The sequence below is a fragment of the Bradyrhizobium sp. NAS96.2 genome (assembly GCF_001908235.1).
Lineage (GTDB): Bacteria > Pseudomonadota > Alphaproteobacteria > Rhizobiales > Xanthobacteraceae > Bradyrhizobium.
The window spans coordinates 1-20,817 of sequence record NZ_LGHK01000032.1 but is presented as its reverse complement, the minus strand read 5'-3'; the positions used below and the strand labels follow the sequence as shown (position 1 = coordinate 20,817).

The window sequence follows — 20,817 nt, the reverse complement described above, 5'->3', positions numbered from 1 at the left end:
GTAGACAGAGTGTCGCGACCATTGCTAACGTCGCCGCGGCATAGACGATTGATGTCGTTGACGCGGTGTGGCGGAGCGTTCCATCAAGCGTTGTCGATGTCATTGCGCGGTTCCATCTGAAGGCAGTCAATCCGATGTCGCTGAGCATTTCGATCCTGGGACAGTCAAACAGCATCTTGAAGGCGGGCTTTTTCCAGAAGTTCCTGGACGCTGATGACACAATTGAAGTGAAATCAGCAGGAAGGATCGGTGCATCTCCGTCCTTGCTCGGCCCTTACTTCGCCCAGGGCGACTTCTTCAAAGGCTCGGAGTTTTGCATTGTCGACACGTGCGTCATCGATTTTTCGCTCCTTTCGGCCAATGCGATCGATTACTACGATGTTGTGAAGTGGGTTGAGTGGATTGGGCATTCTGCCAAACGCGCCAATTGCGAGCCGGTTTTCGTTTGCATACCGGTAAGCGACATCAACGCATCGAGGACGATCATCTCCGCCTGCATTTCAGTCTGCCAGAAGCAGGACTGGTACTACCTTGACGTCCGGGACGTCATTGCCGCCGTCGTCAAGTCCAACAACGTGGACGCGAAGGAACTATATGCAGACGGCAGTCATCCGGCCGAGTTCCTGTCAGGGGTGATAGCCACGCACCTTGGCAATTTCTTGACTAAGATACGAAACGCGGCGACCGCAAAGTGCAAACGCACGTTTGCATTCACGGCTTACGAACGCGTCCCGCTCAGGGATCAAATACCGAGCACTCCGCTTGAATATTCGTCGAGGCTGATAACGTTCTCGGGTGTCAGGCTGGAACGTGGAGAGACGTATCCGATCCACATCGGGTCGGATTCATCGGTCCGCGGCCTCATGGTGAATTCAGCAGCCTGCAAGAGCGTGCTGTCGATCGAGGGAGACAGAACCTTCTACAAGAACTTGCGTCTCAAGCCCTATCACCCGACCAATTTCGAGGCGAGGCTCATTCCGATTTGCAGGCCAATTCGCGATCATCAGGGAATGGTCAGGCTGTCCCTGACGAACCAGGATGTTCCCCTGAGCGATGTCACGCTTCATAGCTCGAAGGAAGAGAATGGCGAAGGCTTCGTCGAAGTTGCCGATCTCGTCGTCGAGCGAGGATACGACCTCATGACCTACACCACCACGCGGCCCGCCGATCCGGCTTCCATCAGATGGATGCCGGATTGAGGAGGGCGTGACGCGACGGGGGCGGCCGCAAGCGTAGCGTCTCGCGTAGCCCGTCCTATGGACCGGATCCTGCGCTGTCGTCTCGCTGTCATATGCGAACGTTACCTAGCGGGACGAATGGCCTTCGTGCGTTCGGACGCCCGCGCCGCCGAACATTCATGATGTCGCCTTGATAGGCGATGGGTGCTCGCTTAGCCTTGCGACAACTTGTAGCCGTACTCGATGCCGCCGACCTGGCTTTCAGTCGAGCTGGCGCCTGCCTGCAATCGCGAGCGGAACCTGAACCCAAATCCGGTCCGAATAGCCGTCTGAACAGGGTTTTCCGCCTTTCCCTCAAAAGGGGTGCCCACAATGGGATAGTTGTGCGTCCTCCTGCCAGGGGTCACCATGGCCAGGTCTTTGCTTGTCGAAATGCAGCATTTGGCGCCACGGTCGCGTTCGGCGATGTGGCAGCCGGCATTGAACGCGAAAGCCGCGTGCATGGTTGTCGAACAAAAGTCCGAGCCCGCTCGGCCCACGCCACCCCGCTCTCGATGGGGAAGAAGAGCCCTCCTTGTTGTCGTCAGTCTGGCCGTGGTGGCCGTGGCCGCGGGTAAAAACTGGGGAGCCGTCGAGATATTCTCGCGCGCGACGGCGCAGAAGGCGTTTGCCGCGCTCGGTACGCGGTACGACAAGCCGTCTCCGGCCGCGGCACAAGTGCCCGCGGTGACGGCGCAGGATTCGCCAAGCGCGCCGGCGATGACGGCGGCCGCGCCAAGCGACTCTCCTGTTCTCACGATCGCTGAACGCTCCAAGATCGTCACCCCGGTGCGCGACACGCCGGCCGCAGATTTGTGCGGGGTCGGCGACAAATTGACGATCGCCTTCTACGAACGCGTCGACGTCGAGGAGGACAAGTGGGGACGCTCGTCGAACTCGGCCTTGCGCGGTCTCGTGCAGCGTCCGGAGCTGAGCGTCCCGTACACCGTGCAGGAGGACGGCACGATTTCGGTGCCGTTGCTTGGCACCATTCGGGTTGCCGGCCGGTCAACCCAACAGGTTCGTACCGATTTGGCGGAGAGCTTCGATCGCCTGCTCGGCCGCAAGGGAGTGGTCAACATTCTATCGATCGAGCGCTCACCCATCTACGTGCTGGGGCCCGTCAAGAATCCCGGCTCGTACAAGTTCGTGTCCGGCATGACCGTGCTGCACGCATTGGCGCTGGGCGGTGGGCTCGATCGCGGCACCTCGGAGCCATGGCAGAAGATCGAGGCGGTGCGGGAAGTCCTGAAGCGGAGCGGGGCGGCGGATGCAATGCTGAAGCTGCTGGCGCGCGCAGCCGTGCTGAAGGCCGAACGCGACGGCGCCGAGCCCAAGATTCCGCTTCGACTGATCGAACTGGTGGGAGCGAATGAGGCCTCCAACCTTGTCCACGAACAGGGCGAGCGGCGCAAGTCGGTCGCTACCGCCCGCGCGAACCGTGAGCGCGCGCTTCAGACTGCGCTGGAAGCGGCCAAGCAGGATGTTGTTGTGTATGGCCGCATGGAGTCGCTCGACGACCTCGTCAAGCTGCGCCAGGACCGCGTCAACAGCATGCGCGCGCTCGCGGACCGCAATGTGATCAGCGCAACGGTGCTGAATCAGGTTCAGAGCGAGCTGACCGACGCCGAGCAGCGTAAGCGAGAAGCCCTCAATCAGTACGCGACGGCGAAGCAGCGCCTCGCCACGCTTGAGGCCGAAGGATTCCGCATCCAGTCCGACGTCAGGAACGACCTGGAGCTGGAGATCGAGACCATCGAGCGCCAGATCAACGACAATGAGCGTGAGTACAATACCAGCGAGGGGATCCTCAGCGCGCTACCCGCGACCCGTGCGCAATTCACGAAAGAAGCAGACCGGATCACTTACCAGGTGGTGCGGCAAACGCCGGCCGGGCCGGTCGCCATCGAATCCAGCGGGATGACCGTGCTGCAGCCAGGCGATCTCGTGAACGTCATCCTGGGCGACGGCGATGCGAAGAGCCAGGCAAATGCGACCGAGGTGAACTCGAACCAGGTCAATTCGAACCACGCCAATTCGCCAGCCCCGACGGCATCATCGGCCGATCGATCGTCGGTTGGGCGGGCCACCACCACCAACCGCCAGGAGATTGGCCGGGCGGTTGCGGATCAGGCGTCCGGTCCAAAGTGATGCCCGGCGGCACGGCGTGCCGTCTGGAATGCCCGCCGGATATCCCGGAGAGCTACCCCCATTGAGGTGCAACCCGCCGCCATGGGTAGCCATGGATAACGCCTTCACATCCCGCACCCGGAAGATGAAAATTTCGCCGTGGGAACCATCCCGGCCGCGCTTCGGGATCGCCGCCATAGCCGCTGGAGTTTCAGGATCGACATATGGCAGCTGGTCACGTCGTCTCGGTCATCGAACCGGAACCCGATCGCGCGGCTTCGATCGAGCAAGCCAGGCGCCACGATGCGCCCATCGACGTCCGCATCGAGCCATTGCAGGACATTGCGAAACTCGAAACCTGCTGGAGGGAGCTCGAAGCGCGCGCGACGCATTCATTCTATCTGTCCTGGCTCTGGGTCGGCACGTGGCTCGACCATCTCCCGCGCGGTGCCCATCCGCATGTCCTGATCGCGCAGACGTCCGGTCGGACCGTCGGACTGGCGATCGTCTGCCGGCGGACTGTATGGAGCCTCGGAGCGCATGGCCGGGCGCGCTGGCTGCTCGGCGAAACCGGAGACGCGCGCTTCGACCGACTGTTCATCGAGTATAACGGCATCCTTGCCGAGCGGGGTCTGGCGGCGCCCGTCATGGCCGCATCTCTCGACGCCCTGGCGCACAGCTTGAGCGCGTCCGACGAGCTTGTCCTGTCTGGAATTGATCCGGATCTCGAGGCCACAGCTACAGGCGTGGCGGATAGGAGCGGGCTCCTGACCGATGTGCGGGAGGCCGACGTTGCGCGGTGGGTCGACTTCACCAAGATCGGTGCCAAAAGCGGGGCCAAGAGCGGGAGTTACCGGGCCTCGTTAGGCCGCAGCACCCGGCAAGCGATCAATCGTGCCATGAGGCTGTACGCCGAACGGGGCGCTGTCGAGTTTCAAGTCATGGAGACGACATCGGAGGCGCTTGCCGCGTTCGACGTGCTGGCCGGCTTTCATCAATCGCGCTGGGGATCCAAGGGCTCCTTCGTCAACCCGGGCTTCCGTCCGTTTCATGAAGATCTGATTGCACGCGGAATTCCCAGCGGCGCCATCCGCATGTCACGGACGCTGGTCGCCGGGCAGACGATTGGCGTGTTGTACAATTTCGTGCACGAGGGTCATGTCCTGAATTATCAGAGCGGCTTTCTCTATGAGCCGGACGGCCGGCTGAAGCCCGGCCTGGTCAGCCATGTGCTGTCGATCGAGGACAGCATGTCGCGCGGGGAGCGCGGCTACGATTTCCTGGCGGGCTTTGCCCGGCACAAGTCCCAGCTTGCCAATGCCGAGCACGCGATGACGTGGATCGTGCTGGGCGCCGATACCCTGGAGCGCCGCATCGAGGAGCGGCTTCGGCGCGCCAGGCAGGTTCTGGGACGGTTTCTGCGAAGGCAAACGAGCGGGCCGACAGCGCCGGTCTCGACCGCAAATGACGATGGCTGCTCGACCGAGGCCGTTCAACGGCCATGAACGGCCTCGCCGGAAGCAGCGTGTCTCAAGAGCGGGATTTTCTCAGGTTTGGAACGGCGATGAGGTCGAGCCCTGGAGCACGGGATCGGCGCCGGCAACCAGCTTCGTAGCCGACATCAACCAGAGCGCCGCGCAGGCGCCCTCGATGCTGACGGCGAGCGTCCAGCCCAGGACCAGGCCCTGAAGTCCACCGAGATGCGCTCCGAGGGCGGCAAAGCAGAGCTCCAATAGCCCGCCGAGCGCAAACCAGGGCGCTGCGTTGCGCATCCTGTCCGTCAGCCGCGCGAGCGCGCAGGCATGGAATTTCAGGGTTGATCCAAGCAGGCTGAATCCGAGCAGGCGCAGGCTTGAACCGGCGATCCCGGGATAGGCCGGATTGAAGACTGCCAGGATCTGCTGCGAATAGGTGAAGATGAAGACGCCGCACACCAGCGAGAACAGCAGGGATACCGTGAGCGACACGAGGATGTTGTGCCTCGATTGCTTCGGGCTTGCCCTGACGACGGGAAAAAGCACCATCGCCATGGCCGATGGAATCAGGGCTGCGACGGAGACCAGCATCCATACTGCCACAAACGCGGCATTGGTGGTCGGCGACAGCAGCACCAGCACGAGATAGGGCATGGCAAGGGCCGGCGCCAGCAATGCGACGTCGAGTGCGTAATGCCCGAAGACGCGGCGACGATGCGCGTGGAGCAGTTTGAAATCGGGGGTACCGATGAGGCGGCGCGCGCCTCCTTTGGTCAGGAGATCGACCCCGATCCAGGACGCCAGCAATCCGGCCACCCAGGTCCAGAGAAGCGCAGTAGCGGAGGTGAAGCCGAGGGCGGTCACACCAGCAAGCAGCATCAGTTTGAAGATTGAGAACAGCACCAGGCGGATCATCTTGCTGCTGCTGCGGAGAATGCCGACGAATGCCTGATCGCCCAGGACGGTGAGATTGTTCAGGCCGCAGCCGACGATGAAGGCCAATCCCCCGAACCAATCATCGATCGACCCGGTCGACCCCATCAGGAACGTCTGCCCGACGACAAACAACAAGGCCAGACTGACCGACAGCGCAACGCCAAGCGAAGCTGCTGCCCCGACGAGCCCGGGCTCCTTGCCGGGATGCCGAACCAGTTCGCCCGTGAGCAGGGTCGCGAGCCCGCACTCGCCGAACAGGGTCACGAGGCTCATCATGGACAACAGACCGGAAGCAACCCCCATCACATCAGGCGCAAGCAGCCGGGCTGCGAGCCACCAATAGGCAAAGCCAAGGCCGGCCGTCGCCACCGTTCCGGTCGCCAGCGCGCCGGAATTCATGATCAGGGCGGCGCTCTTTTGCAGCGCCTGACGCAGCCGCGTGATGGCCATCCGGGCGAAGTCTATCGGCATGATGGCTCTCCCGAGTCCCGATATGCGGTCATTGCGACATCAGCGGGCGCCGCGTGCAGGACATCCCGGTAGACCTGTTCGATCCGCGACACGACGGTTCCGGCCTTCAGGCGTCCCACCCGGGCCTGGCTTGCCGCCCCGAGGCGCGCCAGCAAGGCGCGATCATCCAGCAGCGCCTGCATCGCGTCGGCCAGCGCCGGCGCGTCGCCGGGCGGTACGAGAAATCCTGTCTCGCCGTGATCGACCAGATCGGGCATGCCGCCGATATCGGTTGCGACGACGGCCTTGCCGCACGCCATCGCCTCCATGATGACGGTGGCGCACGCCTCCGGGCCGGTCGATGGCAGCACGCCGAACAGGGATCGCCGCCAGGCATGCATGATGGCGGAGTGCGGCCATGCGCTGAAGGTGCGGACGTTCTGCGGGAATTCGGCTGGCGTATCGGCGAGGCGGCGTCCGATCAGGACAAGCGGCGGCGGCCGGTTCAGTCCGGCATAGGCCTTCAGAAGGACGTCGATGCCCTTGAGACGCATCATGTCGCCGACGAACAGGATGAAGCCCTCCTCAGGCAACTCGCGCAGGCAGGAGTCCTCCGGACCGGGCAGCTCGACATCGTCGGGCACGAAGTTGGGGATCACCTCATATGGCGCGGTGCCGTGGGTGAGCCCGGTGTGATCTGCCACGGCGTGGCTCACGGCGATGAAGCGGTCCACGATGCGTCGGGCAGCGAAGCTCGACGCCCAGTTGCCGACGGTGGTCACGGTCGCCTTTGCTGCGCCATAGTGCCGGGCCGCGCATGGCAGGCACTTCGCCGGCGCCGGTCCGCTGCACAGCTGGGCTCCGAGATGCATGAGATTCTTCTTGGCGCACACCAGGCCATAATCGTGCAGCGTGACCACGAAGCGGGCTCCGGTCAGCGCCCTGAGCGGCAGCAAGGAGGCATAGATCCAGTTATGGGCGTGGACGACATCCGGTTTCTCGCGATCGATCAGCCGCTTCAGGCCGAGCGCCAGTTCGGGATCCGGGAAGGGCGGTGCGTGCCGACGCTCGGGATCGGCGTGGAGTCCCGTCAGGCGCTGCAGCGTGCCGCGCAATCGATGGACCCGGACCGCGCCGTCCAGTTCGGTCTCCGGTGATCCCTGCCGCATCAATGTCCCAACGCTTACGTCATGGCCGCGCTGCGCCAGCGCGGCGCCGAGATTGCGGACATGGCGTTCCTCACCTCCGATCACCGGGGGATAGAACTGGGACAGCAGCAAGATGCGCATCGCCGAGCCTCCCCTCAGCTACCCGGCACCAGCGCCGAGACCCTGCGATAGAGCTTGTCGTCGGCCGGCCGATAGAGCCGCGCCTCGGCCTTCTGCTGGACCGCCAGGATGGGCACAGGGACCTTCCGCACCCAGGTGTCGCCTGGCGCAATCGTCAGCGAGCGGATGATCGCGATCGGTTTCCCCTCGAGGGTGACTTCCAGGTCGTATTCCCGAGCTTGGGCTTCTGCGCTGCGTACGCCAATGACGAGTTGGCCCGGATCGCCCTTGGCCGGCGGCAGCATCCAGAATTCGGTGTAGTTGAACTGCCGCTCGACCGCCTGATCGTGGATCGCGAGCGCGTAAGCTCCCGTCGTCACGAGCATCGCCAACGCGACCGCCGCGCCCTGCCAGCGCTGCATTCGCAGCGGACCCGGCCAGGCTCTGGGGATTGAGGCGTTGCCGTCGCCGGGAGCGAGCAGCATCGCGGCTGTTGTCGCCGCCAGGTACCAGAATGCCCAGCCAAGCGGCACGAGCAATCCCATGGCATCCAGCACAAAGCCTCCGGCGATGGTGACAGCGAAGCTCGCGCCAATCGAACAGACGAGGTGTTCCGTCAGCGACGCGGTCCTTACGCCGATCGCGCGCAACACCACATGGCCGGAGATAAGGAGGGCCATGGGCACGCCCAGGATGACCCGCAGGAGCATGCTGTCGCTGGCTGCAACCGCAGCCACGGTCGCTCCTGCCCACAGGCAGGCGCCGAGCAAGTCCCGCTTGCTAGGGCTCGCCATGCAGTCCTCTCAAGTCATAGATGATGAGATAGCCGTTGTCGAAAGTGCGGGAGACACCTTTGACGTCATTGAACTTCAGCAGTTCGTCGGCCGTGAGCTGCGTTCCTTGTTGCGGTTCCCATGGCTCGAAGTAGAAACCAAGGACTGGCGGCGCGGTGGTCAGACGGAGATCCACCATCAGGAAATCAAGGTCGCTCCTGGCGAGAGCGTAGAAATCGTCTGATCCGAGTTTGTCGCGCCTGAACACGCGAGCAGCGTAGATGGCTGGGTTGATCTTGTTTCTCACGTCCTGCCGGCCGTAGCCGGCAAGCAGCAGACGATTGACCCGATCGCTGGTGAAGCGATTGCCTGGCCCAAGCCATTCCTTGGTCCAGAGCGACGTCTCGATTCCCATGCGCTCGATGGACTGCGCATCCGACGACACCTTGTAAGGTCCACGGATCGGTTCGATTGAACCCGCCGTGACCCCGCCCATGACGATGACCGAGATCGCTGCGGGCGGTACGATCCGGCGCCATCCGCGTGCCGCGCGGCCCTGCCAGAAATGGACGATACCGACTGCAAAGACCAATCCGACGCCGATGAACACGAACGTTCCCATCCGGTTGCCGATTTGCCACCCGTTCACGGTCAGGCGGAATGCAACCGAGATAGGAAAGCCGCAAGCCAGCAAGGTGAGCAGCACGACGCGGCTGTCGCGCCAGCGTCGTTTGAGGATGGCCTGAATCGGACGCCAGCCTGACCGCAGGTTGGCCGGTGCTGTCATGGCCAGCGATCGAAAGAAGCCCGTCGCCAGCCCGACAGAAGTGAGCAGGATAGCGAGCAAGGTGGTCAGGCGCAGCAAGATGGGCTGGGACGGCGGGCTGACGTGTTCTGATTGCGGGGTGCTTGTGCCCGTGAGCTTCGCCAGCAGTGCCTTGAACCCGGTTTCGACCACGGGGCCGACGTAACCTGTGAAAGGATTGCCGTGCGCCAGCACCCATACCAGCGGGATGACGATGGCAAGTACCGCGGTGGCGCCCATGGCGATCCTCGCCTGGACCCGGAGTGAGACATCCTGCCGCGAGGCCTCCAAGGCCGCCAGCATGCCAAGGTAGAAGGCGACAAAGGCTGCCGTAAGGTGATGTGCGACCGCAAGGCTCGCCACGAGCAGTGCGATCAGAATGAGCGCGCTCGATCTTGATCGCCCGACGAGATCCCTCGATGCAGCCTCGACCGCGACAATCAAGATGCACAGCACGAAGGCGATGCTCTCGTAGGAGAAGATCGACTCGAACACCACGAAGGTCGAGCAACCCATGTAGGTCAGGCAGGCGATGGCCGCGATGCGTGGAGACCCCGTGATCCTCTCGTAGAACAGAAACAGGGCGGTGATGAGGGTGCCTTTCAGGACTGCCAACAGGAGGGTCGCAGTCGCAAAAATGGGCAAGCCGGTGAGATTCGTGATTGCCGTCGTCACGATCTCGAGCGCGGGATACACCGAAGCGATCGGCAAGAGCGGATTGGACAGAAAGAGCCGGCGGGCGGTCGTAAGATCTTCAGCCGCGATCCAATGCAGGTATTCGTCATGGTGCGCGAAGCCCGTGGGCGAATACATGGTCTTGTGGAGGAACAGGGCGTCGGCAAGGAGAACCAGGAGGAAGAGACGCTCGCCCCGGGCCACATTCGGCCAAGCGATGCGAAGGCTGGCCGGAACGACCACCAGCAGGGTACCGGACCAGAACAGCAGCTGCGCCACGTCATCGCCGCGACGACCGGCTCCCTGTCCGGCCGCAACCAGCAGCAGGGCCGCGGCGACGACCAGGCACAGCGCCGCAATCCAATTCGAGTTCGCGGAATCCGGCGCGGTCTCGGTGTCGCCACCGCGCAGGTCAGGGCCGATAATGCCAAGGATGGAATGCATCCAGGCTCGCGCCGGCGCGATCGCGGTTTCAGCGTTGAAATAGGCCCGTATCATCCGCCGCGTGCCCTCATGGCGGATCGCAAGCCCGCTGCGTCGTCGCGCGGGATACTGACCGTCGACGGGTTGCCCGCCACATCACGATAAACGTCACTCAGCGCCTCTGCGCAGGCGTCCCAATCCGGCAATGCCAGATCGGGGATTTCTCGCTGCGCCTCGAGCTCTGCGGCGATGGCGGCGGCGATCTCGTCCGGACCCGCGTCACGCGGAAGCGCGCGGCACAGGCCGTTGGTTGCGAGCTCCCGCAGTCCCGACGTGTCGCTGACGAGGACCGGCCGGCGCAGCGACAGCGCTTCCATCACGGCGACGGGGTGGGCCTCGTAGTCGCTCAGCAGCACGAACAGGCCGGCGCTCGCCAGCAGGTCGGCCATTCTCTGCCGCTCGGATCCCGGGATGCCCGCAATGGTGACCCGATGGTCAAGACCAAGCGCGCTGACGAGACGGCGCAGTTCGCCCTCGTAAGGCCCCGTTCCGACGATGTGCAGGCGCGCATTCGGCATCCTGCGGCTCAAGCCCGGCATCGCCGCTATCAGGCGGTGATGGCCCTTGTAACGCTCCAGCCTGCCGCTCGAGACGATCAGGCAAGGGTCGACCTTGACGCCGGGGCTGGCGCTCGGCATCGCGGCGCCATTCGGGATGACCACAAACCGCTCCCGAGGGATGTCCATCTTCGTGCTGAAGAAGCTGGCCTCGAATTCGGAGACGCCGATCAGCCGCGCCGCCTTCGCCAGCAGCGGCCGGAGCAGTGCGCGCTGGGTGCCGCGCACGGCATTCCGCAGCCGCGAGGAATGCCCGCCGCTATGGAAGGTCAGGACGAACGGGGCTTTGGTGCGGACGGCCGCAAGCAGTCCGATGGGCACCACGAAAGTGCTGTAACCTTGGAAATGGATCAGATCCCATGTGCCGCGCCGGATCGCCGTGTAGACCTGTGGTGCGACATAGAGATCCAGTTCTCTCGGCCAGGCCGGCACGCGCCGTACGCACATGCCGCGGACGTTCTCCTCGGCCGGCAATTTTCCCGACGGATCGGTCGTGAGCACGTCGACCGAGTGGCCGCGCGCGACAAGGCGGGGACCCACCTCCTGGATGTGGGTTTCGATACCGCCGACGAAGGGGTAGCAGCGGGCGGCAACCATCAGGATACGCATGCGGCTCACCCACCGTCATCGTGGACTTGCGTCCCGCTCGTACCGGCTATGGATAACCATAGGCGACGAGCGAGACCGGAGAACGCACCTTTTCGCGCAGGATCGTCTTGAGGACGCGCCAGCCGTCGGGAATGGCGCGCAGATTGCTCAAGCCGCTGATGCGCGGAGCCTCGAAGCTTGCGACTTCGACGATGTTCAGCTCGTTCTTCAGCGCCCGCACGTTGATGAGGGTCTCGATCTCGAAGCCGTCGCAGTCGCAGTTGAGGGTGGGGACGTGCTTGGTCCAGAACGCCATATATCCGTAGCACAGGTCGGAGAACGAGCCGCCATAGAGCATGCGCACCATCATGGTGAGGCCCCAATTGCCCAGCATCCGGAACGTCGACATGTCGTCGGTCCCCGCGCCCTGGAGGAAGCGCGAGCCCTTGACCAGATCGGCGCCGGCGATCAGCGCGCCGACAAAGACGATCGCTTCCTCCGGCACCATCGAGCCATCGGCGTCGATCATGACGATGATATCGCCGGTGGCGGCCCGGAATCCGGCCTGCAGCGCGGCGCCCTTGCCGCGGCGCGGCTCCATCACGACCTTCACGTCCTCGCGCAGGCCGCGCGCCACGGCAACCGTGTCGTCCGTCGAACGCCCGTCCACGATGATGACTTCATGCGCCCATGTCGGGATGCGCGGCAGCAGCCAGGGGAGGTTCTTCGCTTCATTGAGCGTCGGGACGACGAAGCTCACGCGGGGCATCATCAGCGGCCGTCCCAGCGCGAGATTGATCGCGTCTGGTGCCGGTACTTTGGTGATGTAGGACAGGCTATTGGCGACAGGAGCGTTCATGGCAACACCGTGCGATCAAAAGGCCGGACCTGGAGCGCAGGTCGCGCGCGTACAAGTATGCTTGACAAGTATTGTGCGAGAGCCCGAGCGGGGTGATAGGTCCCGTAGACGAACCGGCACACCGGGCCGAAGCTGTTTGCCGCGGCGGGACCGATAAAATGCAAGCCCGGGACCGAGGTCTCGTAATGCGATGAAAGCTGCGGCGCCCCCTCGACCTGGCGGATGCGGCGCAACAGCGTTTGGTTCAGAAAGCCCAGCCGGCTTAGGTCGGTCTTGTATCCGGTCGCGAAGATCACATGGTCGGTCTGCAGCGCCGGCCGGCCGGCATTGACCACGTTGAGCTGCACCTTGCCGTTGCGGATCTCGATGCCTTGGATCGTGGTGCCGAGCCACATGGGCACCTTTCCGACGACGCGATCCTTCACGAAGGCGCCGCCCAGGGGCCCCAGCGCCTTGGGATTGGCGAGCTGGATGCGACGCTCCTCCGGCAGCAGCTGGATGAGCTGAGGATACTTCGCACAGGCCGAGAGGGCCCAACCCGGGCCGATACCGCTTAATGGCGCGACCACCCGCTCGATGGAAGTGCGGTTGCGGGGCCGGTTGGCGAAACGCAGCTGCTGTGCGCGTGCAACGAGTGAAACCGAGATTCCCCGTTCATGGAGCAGCGCGGCCAGGTCCGTCGCCGACGATCCGGATCCGACCACGATAACGTCCTTGCCGTCCAATGGGTCGAGCGGGCCATAGTCGCCGCTGTGCGAGCACAGCTCGGCAGGGAAATGCGCGACGTCCTGCGGCAGGTGCTTGAACGGATGCAGGCCGACTGCAATCACGACGCGCCGCGCGTTGACCGTCTCGCCATCGTCAAAGCTGGCACGAAGGCCGTCGCCTGCGGCCTCCAGCGCGGTGAGAACCTTGCTCTCCACCGCCGGCACGTACCGCATCCGGAAGGCCTCGGCGTACTCGATGAACCGCTCGAGCGTCAGCGGTGTCAGCGCGTCATGATAGGGCAGGGCGCGTTCGGTGCAGAACGACTTCACGGTGAATTCCGATGCGGGATCGGAGAGACACGTTGCCCAGGGATAGGATTTCAGCAGCATGCCGCTGGGCATGTTGTGCTTCCAGGGGCCCATCGGCTCACCGAAGATCCGGTGCTCCACACCGCGCGCGCGCAAATGTGCGGCAAGCGACAAGCCGTAGGGGCCGGCTCCTATGACGGCCACATCAACGGATGTGCTCGATCGGCCCATATGCGCACCTCCCGCACGTGACAAAATCAAGACGAAACTAAAAAGAGATCGGGAGATAAATACGCCAAACTCTCTCCGGGCGGCCCTCTTCCAGCTAGCCTGAGATGAGGAGGATTGCTGATGCCGCTTCGCAGTGGAAGCGCGATAGATGATTAGCTCTTTGTAGTTATCCGTTTTGTGCCTCCGCGGAATGGCTCTGCATCACCGACGCCGCCCTGCAATGATTTCCGTCTAGCCGAAACCAGCCGATACCGAAGACCAGGCAGGTTGCCGTTCGGCAGAGGCTGAAACCGCGGCCGAGAACGGCTCATAGGTGGCGGTGACCTCTCGCAATTGCCCGACGCGACCGAACACGTCGATCACCTCAAGGCCGGACCCGCGGTTGTAGGTGTGGCAGCCGAAGCCTGTGGCTCGAATGACACCGACCGGGGCTTGGGCGAATTCCGATGACCCGAGCGCGTCGACCCGGCAGAGCGTTACCGCATCGCCGTAACCGCGCGAGCAATTTTGGACCGGGCGCAGGATCTGGCCGCGGTGCTCGATGAAGGCGCCTGCGGGACGGCTGAGCGAGGCGTCGATCAAGATGGGGTTCGCAGCATGGGGGACCCAGGCCCCGGTCAGGCCTTCCGCGCGGTAGATGTCGAGGATGTCCCATGACGAGGATCGCCACCGTCTGGGGCTGACGAAGAACCACGGCTGGCCGTCGCGAAACACTGGCGTGCAGTCGTAGGCCTCGACGCGGTCGATCAGGCACGCTTCCCGGGCCCACCGGTAGGGGAATTCGATTGCACGATAGAGGCTGACATTTCTGGCCGCCCCGGATTCCGGGATCATCCAGATCTGTCCGTCATGTTCGAACACAAAGGGATAGGAGAGATGGTGCGCTTCCTCCAGGACGATCCGCGGCTCGCCCGCAGTGCCGTCGCGGTTTGCCGTGACGACGGCAATGCATCCGCGCTTTTTCCTGTAGGAGTACTGCTCGACAAAGATGAAGGTCTGCCCTCGATGGTTGAACGGAAACGGGTCGGCCAGATAGTTGTCGGCATCCGCAGCGAGCATTTTGAAGGCGGCTTTGCCCCTGTCGAGCAGGCTTTTCCCCTCGTCGAGACGCCAGCCGACGCCCCACATCCGGCCGCCTTTCGCAATGATATTCAGGAGACGAGCGGCCTTCGATGCCATCGTGCCACTGGCCCATCTGAGGGCCGCAGAGCCGCCGGGAAGCCTGCTTGTCCGTGGACGGGCGGCCTCGGATGCAACTGACCGCTTGTCCCCGCGCACGGCCTTGAGGATCAAGAGGACGGCGCATGAGAGGGTGCCATCAAGGGTCACCGCGAGCACGTCGCGGTCTGCGCTGGCGGGGCGCGCGACCCACGGGCTCCAGGGGCACGTTGTATCGTGCAGTTCGACAAGCAGATCCTCGCCGTTCGCCAGCGCGGCCATCGCCCCGATTTCGCCGGGGATTCCGTTGAAATGTGGTGTGAGCACGCGCCGTGCATTGGTGACTGGTTTCTCGCCGCTGAGATTGATTACGACATCCGGCGTGGTGGACGAGGGCGCCAGTGCCCGGAGCGCGGCCGGGATGGAATCGGTGGCGCCATCTTCGCGAACGCCGTAGACGAGCCGTTCGAGTTCGAGCAGCAAGCGGCAAATCCGCGGCATCGGGTGGCGATCGGACCCGAAGGTGCATGAGACCTCGTTGCCGGGCACTTCGGCAAGCGCCTCCGCCAGCCATAGATGCCAGCGCAGCAGCCGCGACGGATCAAGATGCAGGCAAACGCGCATTCACGCCCCGAGCCCGTTCAGTTCGTTGCCCGCCGGACCGCGGGACTTTGCGGGAAGGCAGCGCCGATCGATCCGTCGGCACGCGGCCACGCCAGGGCGATCGGCCGCAAAACTATGCCCAAACAGCGCCTGGATGTGTGATGTCAGGCGGGGTAACCCCTCGGGGACGTTGCGCCTGGCCGGTCAGGAAGGTCATTTGGGCGCATGAATGTGGGCTGGCAGCCGTCAAGGCATGGATCGATTTCCGCGTATCGGTGCTCACCGAGTGCCGAACTCTGTGGGCCGTGGGACGAGTTGATTGCGCGCGTCGATGGCAATGCATTCATGCATCCTGCGGCGTTGCTTGCCGCCGCCGATACCGGTTTTGCCGACATCCACGTCCTGATCGCATGGGACGAGGGGGCGAATCCTCGCTGTCCGGTTGGCTTTTGGGCCCTGTGCGAAAGGCGCAATTTGCCTGCGGCGCCCGCATTCCTGGAAGCCATCCCCATTTACGCGTCCACCTCGAATGCTGTGATCGACCGCGCGCGTGCCGGCGAAGTGATGGCCGCGTTTTTTGACGTGATCAGGCACGATATCCGCTTGCCCAAAATCATCCGGTTGCGGTCTTTCGAGGCCGACCCGGTTGTCTATCCGGCGATGCTCCGCCAGCTCGAGGGCGTGGGTCAGCACCGGGAGCTTGTTCGGGTCGAACGCCCGTTCGCCGATCGGTGCTCAGGGATCAAGAAATCGGGTGCGACCCGCAAGAAGCTGCGCCAGGACTGGAATCGGCTGTCTGCGACAGGACAGGTGGAGATCGTGAACGGCCGGACCGCCCCCGAAGCGGAAGCGGCGTTCGAGGTCTTTCTCGCGCTCGAGGCGGCGAGCTGGAAGGGCAAGCAGGGTACGGCGCTGCTGTGCGACGCCGGCGATGCACAGTTTGCCCGCCGGCTGATCCGAAACCTCGCCGCACACAATCTCGCCTCGGTCGCCTTGCTGTGCGTCGATGGCGTTGCGATCACAGGGCAAGTCCTGATCTACAGCGGTCGCAAAGCCTATACGTGGAAGACCGCATTCGATGCGTCCTATGCGCGCTTTTCCCCGGGGGCGCTGCTGATCAGCAAGATCACGGAGGCCCTGCTTGAATCAGGTCAGGTCGCCGCGATCGACTCATGTGCGTCGGCGGATGGGATCATGGCGCAGCTGTGGACTGGCCGACGCACCATGGTCGATGCACTGATCGATGTTCACATGTGCAGCTCACGGGCGTTCGCGATGGAGGTGGTGCGGCACATCGACTGCCTGCAATTCGGCAGCGTGGGTAGCCGAATGTGGCATGCAATCCAGCAATCCGGGTAACGCGCGCGAAACGCGTCACGGCCTCCGAACCCTTCGGAGCATGACGCCGAAGGGAGTAACCCTTCGGGGAAGTTGCGCTCGGCCGCGCGCGATAGTCACGTGGAGAGCATGATTGTTGGATGGAAACGGGCGAAAGACGGGCTGCGCGACTTTGGACTGCGCCTACTGGTGTTTGCCTTGCTGTCCGCCCCCACGATCGTCAGCGCGGCCGACGGTCAAGCAGCAGACAATCCGCCGTCAACGCCGTTCATCAAGACTGAGGGAACGCGCTTCACGGCGAGCGGCAAGCCGTTCTACGTGACCGGCGTGAACAACCACTACCTCACCTTCGGCTCGGAGGGCGAAGTCACCCGCGTGCTCGACGACGCGGTGGCGATGGGCGCCAACGTGGTCCGCACCTTTCTTCAGCCCGTCATCGGTTCGCTTGACGGCAGCATGGCGACGATCTGGCAGTGGCGGATGAAGGCCGACGCCAGCGATCTCGGCGTCAAGGGTACCTTTCTGATCTATTGGGACGATCGCGAAGGCGGGATGGCCTTCAACGATGGTGTCAACGGGATGCAGAAGGTCGATTTCCTGATCGCCGAAGCCAGCAAGCGACACCTGAAGCTGATCATCGCGTTCCTGGACTTCTGGGACTATACCGGCGGCGCTCAGCAGATGCGGGCCTGGTATGGTAGCCAGGACAAGTCCGGCTTCTTCTTTCGCGACCGGCGCACGCGGCGCGACTACATGAACTGGGTTCGCCATGTCGTGCAGCGCGTCAACCCCATTACCGGGATCGCCTACCGCGACGATCCGGTGATCATGGCCTGGGAGTTGATGAACGAAGGCAATGCGAGTCCGGAGAGCCTTCGGCTCGCCTGGACCGCCGAGATGTCAGCCTACGTCAAGTTCCTCGATCCCAATCATCTCGTCAGTTCAGGAAACGCCGGCAATGCCGCCGTTGCCGACAAGCTGTCTGATCTGACGATCGCCACCCTCGATTACGGGACCTGGCATGGTTATCCGCTCTACTACAATCTGACGGTCCAGCAATTCGGCGACACCATCACCGAGTTCTGCCAGATCGCGGCGCGCGCCAACAAGCCCGTCCTGCTCGAGGAGTTCGGCTACGCCCGCTCCAACGCGGATTCCGCCGCGGCCTACACGATGTGGCTCGACAAGCTCGGGCGCGATCCCAATTGTGCCGGCTGGCTGGTCTGGCGGCTGGTGTCGCGTCAGGACAGCGGGCGGTTTCCTGTCGACGAGCATGACCAGTTCGACATCCGCAATGACGGAGGCGCGATCTGGAACGTTTTCAAGGCGGCGACAGCGCGGGCGATGCAGTCCCGGCAAACCAGCCGGGGTTCGGACAGCGGGCGGGCGGTGCAATGACCGATGCATCCGTGGTGATCTGCGCGCACACGCTCGACCGCTGGGGCGAATTGCAGCGGGCAGTGGCGTCGGTCCGCGCCCAAACGCGCGCACCTCGGGAAATCATCCTGGTGATCGACAACAACGAAGCCCTGCGCGCGCGTGCCGCACGGGAGATCGGCGGCGTCACCGTTCTCGCCAATGCCGGACAACCCGGCCTGTCCGGTGGCCGCATGACGGGGGCCGGGCACGCCACGGCGCCGGTCATCGCCTTCCTGGATGACGATGCCGCTGCCGACCCGTGCTGGCTCGAGGACCTGCTGGAGGCCTATCGGGATCCAGCGGTGCTGGGGGCGGGGGGACCGGTGCTGCCATTGTGGCAAGCACCGCCGCCTTCCTGGTTTCCTGCGGAGTTCGGCTGGGTCATCGGCTGTACCTATGCCGGCATGGACGTGCAGGACGGGCGCATCCGCAATCCGATCGGCGCCAACATGTCGGTGCGTGCCGACGTGTTGCGTAACGCCGGCGGCTTCACATCGGACCTCGGACGCCGCAAGTCCGGATTTTCGGTCAGCGGCCGCGCGAGGTTCGGCGGCAAGGCCGAGAGCTGCGAAGAGACCGAATTGTGCATCCGGGCCTCGCGCCTGCACCCCGGCGGTTACTTTGCATATCGGGAGCGTGCGCGGGTGCACCATGCGGTGCCGGCGCAGCGCACCACGTGGACGTACTTCGTGCACCGCTGCCTGATCGAGGGCACCGCCAAGGCGGTGTTGAGGAATATCGCGGGGTCCGGCGACGGGCTCAAGACCGAGCAGCGCTACGTTCGCGAAGTGTTGCCGCGCGCCGTGGCGAGCGAACTCATGGCGGCGATGCGCGGCAAATTCGACTCGGCGCGGCGGGCCGGGGCGATAATGGCCGGCCTGGGTCTTACCGCGTTTGCCTACACCACGACACGGCTCGGCGGGATGGCTGACGCCTTGACACAGCAACTGTCGTCGCGCGCCCTGATCCGGAGATCCTAGCGCGGGGACTGCATTGCACGAAGAGCCTGTTGGACCGACACGGTGACTGACATGATCTTGCTGACTGGAGGCGCCGGCTACATCGGGACCCACGTCTGCATCGCGCTGCTGGATGCGGGGTTCGATGTCGTGGTGATCGATAATCTCTGTAACAGCAACCGCGCCTCACTCGAGCGCGTCGAAGCGATATGCGGACGACCGCTTGTGTTTTGCTGCGACGACATCCGGAATGAAGACGCGATCTACCATGTCCTTCGCACCTATGGCGTGACCGCGGTCATCCACCTTGCGGGCCTGAAGGCCGTCGGCGATTCCAACGTTCACCCGATGACCTACTACGACAACAACGTCGTGGGAACGATGCGGCTGGTGTCGGCAATGAAACGGGCCAACGTCAAGACGCTGGTCTTCAGCTCGTCCGCTACCGTTTACGGCGCGCCGGCCTATTTGCCGCTCGACGAACGGCATCCGCTGGCGCCGACCAACCCCTACGGCCGCACCAAGCTCTTCATCGAAGAGATGCTCAAGGACCTGCATCGCTCCGAGGACGATTGGCGCATTGGCATCCTGCGCTATTTCAATCCGGCCGGTGCGCACGAAAGCGGCCTGATCGGCGAAGACCCGATCGGCGTTCCGAACAATCTGGTGCCGCTGGTTGCGCAAGTCGCGATCGGCAAGCGCGCGAAGCTCAGGATCTGGGGCGACGACTACGACACGCCTGACGGCACCGGCATCCGGGATTTCATTCATGTCGTCGACCTTGCAGCCGGCCATCTCAGCGTGTTGCGTCACCTCGAGCAGCCCGGCGTGTTCACGGTCAACCTGGGGACGGGAAGCGGCAGCAGTGTTCTCGAGGTCGTTCGCGCATTTGAGGCGGCGAGCGGCAGGTCAATTCCGTATGAGATTGCAGAACGCCGGACCGGCGACGTCGCGATCTGCTGCGCCGATCCGACATTTGCGCAGCGGACGCTGGATTGGAAGTCAGCCCGGTCGCTGGCGCAGATGTGCGCCGATCATTGGCACTGGCAGCTGATGAATCCTGACGGATATCGTCACGTCTAGCTTCGCGAGCGGCCGGACCCGCGGCCGCACGGCGCGACTCGGGGCCGCGGTCACGATGTCGATGATCTCGTCGCGCGCGCCGTCGAGAAAAAAATCCCAATCGAACTAAGGCCTCAGCGCCAAAATATTGTGTGAATAAGGCGCGCAATGGCTGGAAACGCCTGTGTGAAAGCTCATTCGAAGCCATTTTTCGCCATACTTGATTATTAACCAATCGCCCAGCAGTCGAAGGGGCGTACCTCAAAATCGCTACTGCATTGGAATGTGCTCGCGGCCGTTGCGCGCGGCGAGCATGTGGTATGTCGCGCGGTTCGCGGCAGTGGAATTCTTCGTTCAATCTTTGGAAGGAACATGGAATGGCCTTGGCCGCGCCAGCAGGTTTCACGTCAAGCAATCTCGTCTTCGAGGAGAGCTTCTCCGGGACGACACTGGACAATTATTGGCACAACTACATCACCAGCCGCGCCGCCAATGGTTGGGCGTGGAATAGCAATGGATCAGGCGGCAGCGGGCCGGGCGGCGCATACGACGCCGATTACGAGATGCCGAGCCAGGTGACCGTGAACAACGGCATCCTCGATCTCACGGCGATCCAGCAGCAGGTCAGCGGCATCAATCAGGGCACCGCGCAGACATTTCCGATCACGTCCGGTGCCGTCAGCAGCTATGGCAATTTCGAATTCGACGGCGGCTACCTTCAGATCAGCATGAAGGCGCCGAGCGGCGACGGTGCTTGGCCGTCGCTTTGGCTGATGCCCGGTGCGGGCTCGAGCAGCGGCGACAATTTCGAGATC

General features: G+C 63.6%; 15 protein-coding genes and 1 pseudogene. 8 read left to right on the top strand and 8 right to left on the bottom strand.

The window, feature by feature from the left end:
- Positions 1-134 precede the first annotated feature (134 nt).
- The 3 genes from AC628_RS08980 to AC628_RS08965 all read left to right on the top strand — a co-directional run bounded on the left by AC628_RS08980 (position 135) and on the right by AC628_RS08965 (position 4,852).
- Positions 135-1,199 carry a hypothetical protein gene (locus AC628_RS08980; RefSeq protein ID WP_074126501.1) on the top strand — a complete coding sequence of 355 codons (1,065 nt, stop codon included), beginning with the start codon at positions 135-137 and terminating at the stop codon, positions 1,197-1,199.
- Positions 1,200-1,586: 387 nt separating this feature from the next.
- Positions 1,587-3,368, top strand: coding sequence for a polysaccharide biosynthesis/export family protein (locus AC628_RS08970; protein WP_083632728.1), 1,782 nt, complete (start codon positions 1,587-1,589; stop codon positions 3,366-3,368).
- A 203-nt stretch (positions 3,369-3,571) separates the two neighbouring features.
- Positions 3,572-4,852, top strand: coding sequence for a GNAT family N-acetyltransferase (locus tag AC628_RS08965; protein WP_074126493.1), 1,281 nt, complete (start codon positions 3,572-3,574; stop codon positions 4,850-4,852).
- Between the two features lie 42 nt (positions 4,853-4,894).
- Here AC628_RS08965 and AC628_RS08960 read toward each other — a convergent pair whose 3' ends face one another.
- The 8 genes from AC628_RS08960 to AC628_RS08925 all read right to left on the bottom strand — a co-directional run bounded on the left by AC628_RS08960 (position 4,895) and on the right by AC628_RS08925 (position 15,245).
- On the bottom strand, positions 4,895-6,229 hold the full coding sequence (locus AC628_RS08960; protein WP_074126491.1) for a lipopolysaccharide biosynthesis protein: 1,335 nt from the start codon (positions 6,227-6,229) through the stop codon (positions 4,895-4,897).
- The gene (locus AC628_RS08955) at positions 6,220-7,497 is read right to left on the bottom strand and encodes a glycosyltransferase family 4 protein (protein ID WP_074126488.1); all 1,278 of its coding nucleotides are present in this window, start codon (positions 7,495-7,497) and stop codon (positions 6,220-6,222) included. Before AC628_RS08955 ends, AC628_RS08960 begins: the two co-directional genes overlap by 10 nt.
- Positions 7,498-7,511: 14 nt before the next feature.
- A complete protein-coding gene (locus AC628_RS08950) occupies positions 7,512-8,213 on the bottom strand; it encodes a hypothetical protein (RefSeq protein ID WP_143201502.1) in 702 nt (233 codons plus the stop codon).
- 43 nt (positions 8,214-8,256) lie between these two features.
- Positions 8,257-10,227 (bottom strand): hypothetical protein, encoded by a 1,971-nt coding sequence (locus AC628_RS08945; RefSeq protein WP_074126484.1) that lies wholly within the window; start codon positions 10,225-10,227, stop codon positions 8,257-8,259.
- Positions 10,224-11,378: a glycosyltransferase family 4 protein gene (locus tag AC628_RS08940; protein WP_074126482.1), complete on the bottom strand. Its 1,155-nt coding sequence runs from the start codon at positions 11,376-11,378 to the stop codon at positions 10,224-10,226. Before AC628_RS08940 ends, AC628_RS08945 begins: the two co-directional genes overlap by 4 nt.
- A 46-nt stretch (positions 11,379-11,424) precedes the next feature.
- A complete protein-coding gene (locus AC628_RS08935) occupies positions 11,425-12,216 on the bottom strand; it encodes a glycosyltransferase family 2 protein (RefSeq protein WP_167528908.1) in 792 nt (263 codons plus the stop codon).
- Positions 12,213-13,463 (bottom strand): NAD(P)-binding domain-containing protein, encoded by a 1,251-nt coding sequence (locus AC628_RS08930; RefSeq protein WP_074126478.1) that lies wholly within the window; start codon positions 13,461-13,463, stop codon positions 12,213-12,215. Before AC628_RS08930 ends, AC628_RS08935 begins: the two co-directional genes overlap by 4 nt.
- 231 nt (positions 13,464-13,694) lie before the next feature.
- Complete coding sequence (locus AC628_RS08925; RefSeq protein ID WP_074126476.1) at positions 13,695-15,245, bottom strand: glucosamine inositolphosphorylceramide transferase family protein; 1,551 nt, start codon at positions 15,243-15,245, stop codon at positions 13,695-13,697.
- 294 nt (positions 15,246-15,539) lie between these two features.
- Between AC628_RS08925 and AC628_RS08920 the strand changes: the two genes are divergently transcribed.
- The 5 genes and pseudogenes from AC628_RS08920 to AC628_RS08900 all read left to right on the top strand — a co-directional run.
- On the top strand, positions 15,540-16,583 hold the full coding sequence (locus tag AC628_RS08920; protein WP_168193336.1) for a GNAT family N-acetyltransferase: 1,044 nt from the start codon (positions 15,540-15,542) through the stop codon (positions 16,581-16,583).
- Between the two features lie 168 nt (positions 16,584-16,751).
- A complete protein-coding gene (locus tag AC628_RS08915; RefSeq protein ID WP_502689610.1) occupies positions 16,752-17,960 on the top strand; it encodes a glycoside hydrolase 5 family protein in 1,209 nt (402 codons plus the stop codon).
- Positions 17,957-18,961, top strand: coding sequence for a glycosyltransferase family 2 protein (locus AC628_RS08910; RefSeq protein ID WP_074126469.1), 1,005 nt, complete (start codon positions 17,957-17,959; stop codon positions 18,959-18,961). The genes AC628_RS08915 and AC628_RS08910 overlap by 4 nt, the downstream gene beginning before the upstream one ends.
- 51 nt (positions 18,962-19,012) lie before the next feature.
- On the top strand, positions 19,013-20,023 hold the full coding sequence (gene galE / locus AC628_RS08905) for a UDP-glucose 4-epimerase GalE (protein WP_074126467.1): 1,011 nt from the start codon (positions 19,013-19,015) through the stop codon (positions 20,021-20,023).
- A gap of 356 nt (positions 20,024-20,379) precedes the next feature.
- Positions 20,380-20,817: pseudogene (locus AC628_RS08900) on the top strand (hypothetical protein); the annotation flags it as partial.

What these genes read in the sequence shown, in the direction of transcription:
- AC628_RS08980 (WP_074126501.1), top strand. Translation starts at nt 135, where the DNA reads ATGTCGCTGAGCATTTCGATCCTGGGACAGTCAAACAGCATCTTGAAG.
- AC628_RS08970 (WP_083632728.1), top strand. Translation starts at nt 1,587, where the DNA reads ATGGCCAGGTCTTTGCTTGTCGAAATGCAGCATTTGGCGCCACGGTCG.
- AC628_RS08965 (WP_074126493.1), top strand. Translation starts at nt 3,572, where the DNA reads ATGGCAGCTGGTCACGTCGTCTCGGTCATCGAACCGGAACCCGATCGC.
- AC628_RS08960 (WP_074126491.1), bottom strand. Translation starts at nt 6,229, where the DNA reads ATGCCGATAGACTTCGCCCGGATGGCCATCACGCGGCTGCGTCAGGCG.
- AC628_RS08955 (WP_074126488.1), bottom strand. Translation starts at nt 7,497, where the DNA reads ATGCGCATCTTGCTGCTGTCCCAGTTCTATCCCCCGGTGATCGGAGGT.
- AC628_RS08945 (WP_074126484.1), bottom strand. Translation starts at nt 10,227, where the DNA reads ATGATACGGGCCTATTTCAACGCTGAAACCGCGATCGCGCCGGCGCGA.
- AC628_RS08940 (WP_074126482.1), bottom strand. Translation starts at nt 11,378, where the DNA reads ATGCGTATCCTGATGGTTGCCGCCCGCTGCTACCCCTTCGTCGGCGGT.
- AC628_RS08935 (WP_167528908.1), bottom strand. Translation starts at nt 12,216, where the DNA reads ATGAACGCTCCTGTCGCCAATAGCCTGTCCTACATCACCAAAGTACCG.
- AC628_RS08930 (WP_074126478.1), bottom strand. Translation starts at nt 13,463, where the DNA reads ATGGGCCGATCGAGCACATCCGTTGATGTGGCCGTCATAGGAGCCGGC.
- AC628_RS08925 (WP_074126476.1), bottom strand. Translation starts at nt 15,245, where the DNA reads ATGCGCGTTTGCCTGCATCTTGATCCGTCGCGGCTGCTGCGCTGGCAT.
- AC628_RS08910 (WP_074126469.1), top strand. Translation starts at nt 17,957, where the DNA reads ATGACCGATGCATCCGTGGTGATCTGCGCGCACACGCTCGACCGCTGG.
- galE (WP_074126467.1), top strand. Translation starts at nt 19,013, where the DNA reads ATGATCTTGCTGACTGGAGGCGCCGGCTACATCGGGACCCACGTCTGC.